General features: G+C 74.5%; 4 protein-coding genes. 1 reads left to right on the forward strand and 3 read right to left on the reverse strand.

The genetic code is table 11. The features are described 5' to 3' along the window. The 3 genes from ACY0I8_RS16555 to ACY0I8_RS16565 form a co-directional block, all read right to left on the reverse strand. Positions 1-585, reverse strand: a 585-nt coding sequence (locus ACY0I8_RS16555) for an HNH endonuclease (protein WP_461395628.1), incomplete at its 3' end; no start/stop codon positions are given. 112 nt (positions 586-697) lie between these two features. Next, complete coding sequence (locus tag ACY0I8_RS16560) at positions 698-1,816, reverse strand: aldo/keto reductase (protein WP_461395629.1); 1,119 nt, start codon at positions 1,814-1,816, stop codon at positions 698-700. 160 nt (positions 1,817-1,976) lie between these two features. Beyond that, positions 1,977-2,207: a hypothetical protein gene (locus ACY0I8_RS16565; protein ID WP_461395630.1), complete on the reverse strand. Its 231-nt coding sequence runs from the start codon at positions 2,205-2,207 to the stop codon at positions 1,977-1,979. Positions 2,208-2,339: 132 nt separating this feature from the next. Here ACY0I8_RS16565 and ACY0I8_RS16570 point away from each other — a divergent pair. After that, positions 2,340-4,448: helicase-related protein (locus tag ACY0I8_RS16570; RefSeq protein WP_461395631.1), on the forward strand; the 2,109-nt coding region annotated here is incomplete at its 3' end.

A 4,448-nucleotide genomic window follows, 5' to 3' on the forward strand; every position in this document is an offset into this window, starting at 1 on the left:
CAGCCGCTCGTGGAAGGGGCTCGTGGGGGGGATGTGGTGGAGCAGGAACTCCATCTGGTCGGCCAGCACCCGGCGGCCCTGGAGATAGATGTACTCGGCGTGGCTGGGGGTGAAGGGCACCGCGAGGAGCTGCATGCCGGCCTCCTCGGGGGTGCGGCCGCTCTTTCGGTGGTTGCAGCGCTTGCAGGCGGTGACCACGTTGTTCCAGGTGTCGGTGCCGCCCCGGCTCAGGGGGGTCACGTGGTCGCGGGAGAGGTCTTTGCGCCGGAACCGCCGGCCGCAATAGAGGCACAGGTAGGCGTCGCGGCGGAACAGGGTGGCGTTGGAGAGGGGCGGGGTGTACCGGGCCAGGGCCTTCTGGATGGCCCGGCGGTCGGAGGCGGTGGCCACGATGGCCTGGACGGCGATCTCGCTGCGCTCCCCCGTGCGGGCGTTCACCCCGCCCCGGATCCGGTAGACCGTGCGGCCCAGGGCGAACACCACCCGCCCCAGGTGGTAGAGCCGCACCGCCTCCTGGTAGTCGACCCACTCCAGGGGGATCCCCGCCGCATCGACCCGAAGCACCTGCTGGTCCAGGGCCTGCACGCGCCACCTCCCCACCCGCCGCCGGGCGGGTGTCGGCCCTTTCTACCAGGCACGGGGGCCCGCGGTCAAAACTCCGATGTCGTGCCGGAATTTGCCGCGGGCGCCGGCGGCCTCACCCCAGTTCCTCGTGGGCCCTCCGAAGCTCCTCGATGATCGAGATCCCCTGGGGGCAGACCTCCTCGCAGGCACCGCAGGCCACGCAGTGGTGGGCCCGCTCGTCCTCGGGCGTGAACCGCTGGTATCGGCGGCGAACCGCCTTCCAGTCCTCGAACATGCCCGCGTCGTTCACGAGCTCGAAAATCCGGGGGATGTTCACCCCCTGGGGGCACGGCAGGCAGTACTGGCAGTAGGTGCAGGGGACCCGCAGCCGGCCCCGGTACCACTCCCGGGCCCGGGCGATCCGCTCCCCGTCGGCCTGGGGCAGGGGCGCTGCCGACCGGGCGGCGGCCTCGGCGTTCGCCTCCACCTCCTCCACCCGGCCCATGCCGCTCAGCACCACCGACACCTCGGGATGGCTCCACACCCAGCGCAGGGCGGTCGCCGCCGGGTCGGCCCCCCTCCAGATCTCCTCGAGTCCCGCGCCCTCGGCCCGGGCCAGCCGGCCGCCCCGCAGGGGCTCCATGATCACCACCCCGAGCCCCTTGGCCGCGGCGTAGCGCAGCCCCTCCTTCCCCGCCTGGACCTCCTCGTCCATGTAGTTGTACTGGATCTGGCAGAAATCCCAGTCGTAGGCGTCCACGATCTCCCGGAAGACCGGGAACCGGTCGTGGAACGAAAACCCCACGAACCCGATGCGCCCCTCCCGGCGCTTCCCCTCCAGGAACTCCAGGGCGCCCATCTCCCGAAACCGCTTCCAAAACCGCCGGTTCAGGCTGTGGAGGAGGTAGAGGTCGATCCGGTCGGTCCGGAGCCGCTCGAGCTGCTCGGCGAAGATCCGTTCGAGATCCGCGGGTTCCCTCACGAACCAGGGCGGCATCTTGTCGGCCAGGAGCACGCGGTCGCGAAGCCCGCCGGCGAGCACCCGGCCGAGGAACCGCTCGCTCTCCCCGCCGTGATAGGGGTAGGCGGTGTCCAGGTAGTTCACGCCCAGTTCCACCGCCCGGCGCACCACGGCCCCGGCCGCCGCCTCGTCGATCGCGGTCTCGTCGTCCCCCACGGTGGGCAACCGCATGCACCCCAGGCCCAGGGCCGACACCCGAAGGCCCGTTCGTCCCAACGTTCGGTATTCCAACGCGCCCTCCTTCGCAAGTTCGGTCGGCGGTCTTGCGGTCGCCGGTCGGCGGTCCGCGGTCGAGAGGACCCCAGCCGCCACTCCGGCCGGGACCAGACGAGCCTCCCTCCGTGTCCTCCGTGTCCTCCGTGGTGAGCCCTCCCGGCCGAGGGCCTTGGCGTCACTCGGCCGGCTCGATCCGCACGGTGACGTCGGTGTGGCCCTCGTGCCATCCCAGGAGCCGGGCCTCGGTCTCGCCGATCACCACGTCGAGGGCCCCCCCGCCGTCCTCCCCGGCCCAGCGCACGGTGCCGTCGGTTTCCCGCACCACCTCCCGGGTGACCACCTCGACCCGCTTGCCCCAGGGGTATTCCACCACCACCCGGTACAGGCGACCTCGCACGATCTCCATGGGGACGGTCTCCGGTCCACGGTCTGCGGTCTACGGCTTGCGATCCCCCCGGCCCCCATGAAGCGGGGTGCCGTTCCTTGCTAAACTCCCTCCGGAGCCCAAGTCAACCGCGTTCCACCGGAGGGGTCGCCGTTGCCGCCAACCGGACGCCTGCCCGTCGACGACCTGGCGCCGCGGTTCGCGGAGGCCCTGGCCGCCGGACTCGTGGTGGTTTCGGCCCCCACGGGCACGGGAAAATCCACCCAGGTGCCGCGCTGGGCCGCCGCCCGGGGCCGGGTGCTCGTGGTGGAGCCCCGGAGGGTGGCCTGCCGGGCGCTCGCCGCCCGGGTGGCGGAGCTCGAGGGAGAGCGCCTAGGGGAAGGGGTGGGGTACGTGGTGCGGGCCGAACGGAAGGCCACGCCGGCCACCCGGATCGTGTTCGCCACCCCGGGCGTCGTGCTCCGGTGGCTCGCCGCGGGCCCGTTGGCCGACTTCGCCACCGTGGTGCTCGACGAGTTCCACGAGCGCAGCCTCGACCTGGACCTGCTCCTCGCCCTCCTCCTGGAACGGGGCCGTCACCGGCTCGTGGTGATGTCGGCCACCCTGGAGGCCGAGCGGGTGGCCCGCCACCTGGGGGCGGCCGTGCTCCGGGCCGAAGGCCGGCGGTTCCCGGTGGAGATCCGGCACGTGCCGGGCCGGGCGTTCCTCCCCGAGGTGCGGGGCCTCGAAGACCGGATCCTCGAGGCCCTGGGGCGCGCCGCGGACGACCCCGGCGACGTGCTCGTGTTCTTGCCCGGGAAGGCCGAGATCGCCGCGGCCGCGGCACGGCTCGCGGGGCGGCGCGACCTGGAGATCCTCCCCCTCCACGGCGGCCTCTCCCTCGAGGAGCAGAGCCGGGTCTTCTCGCGGCCGGCGAAACGGCGGGTCGTGCTCGCCACCAACGTGGCCGAGACCTCGCTCACCATCCCGGGGATCGGGGTGGTGATCGACTCGGGGCTCGTGCGCCGCACCCGGTACCACAACGGCCGGGGGTTCCTCACGCTCCTGCCCGTCGCCCGCGACAGCGCCGAGCAGCGCGCCGGTCGGGCGGGCCGCACCGCCCCGGGGGTGTGCTACCGGCTCTGGAGCCCCGAGGCCATCCTCACCGAAACCACCCCGCCCGAGATCCACCGGGAGGCCCTGGAGCCCCTGGTGCTCGCGGCCGCGGCCTGCGGGGCCCGGGTCGAGGACCTGCCGTTCCTGGACCCGCCCAAACCCTACGCCGTCGCGGCCGCCCGGGAGAGCCTCGGACGGCTGGGCGCGCTGGACCCGGCGGGCCGGATCACCCAGCGGGGCCGCCGGCTGTTCGGGCTTCCCCTGGACGCGCCCCTGGGAGCGATCCTGGTGGAGGCCGAGCGCCTGGGCTGCCTGGAGGACGCCGTGGACCTGGTGGCGGCCCTGGCCGTGGGCCGGCCGCTCTTTCGGGGGCCGCCCCGGGGGGATCCCCTGCGGGAGGAGGGGTGCGACGCCGTGGCCCTCGTGCGGGCGGTCCGGGAGGCCCGGCCGGACCGGGATCGGGTCCACGGCCCCGTCCTCGCCGAGGCCCGGGCGGTGCGCCGGGAGCTCCGGGCCGCCATGGGGCTGGAAGGGGCCGGCCCCCGGGCCGGGGGGCCGGCGGACCGAAAAGCGCTCGCGCTCGCCGTGCTCCGGGCCGACCCGCGGGCGGCCCACGTGGCGCGCCGCCGGAAGAAGTTCACGGCCTGGGCCAACGGCGAGGCCGAGGCCGCCCTGGCCGAGGGGAGCGCGGTGGATTCCGGCGAACACCGGTGCCTCGCGGCCCTGGAGGTGCGGGCGGTGGGCACCGGGTACCGGAAGACCCGGCTCGTGATCTCGGCCGCCATGCCGGTGCCGCCGGCGTGGCTCGTGGAGGCCGGGATCGGCGAGCAGCGGCCCGGCCGGGTCCGGGTGGCGGACGACCGCCTCGTATGCGAAACCGAGATTTGCCACGCCGGCGAGGTGCTCGCCCGGCGGGAGGAGGTGCCGGCGGGCCGGCTGGCCCGGGAGGCCGCGACCCGGGCCGTGGCCGACGGCCAGGCGTTCTCCGGGGTGTGGGACGAACTGGTCCGCCGGCTGGCCGACCGAGACCGCCTCCAGCGCCTTGCGGGGGCGGGGCTCGTGCCGGCCTCCCTGGCCGCCCTCGTCCCGGACACGCGGCCCGATCCCCCGGAGAGGTGGCTCCTCGGCCGGCTGGAGGAACTCGGGTTCGAGTCGGGGGAGGACCTC

The organism is Deferrisoma sp. (genome assembly GCF_054681715.1).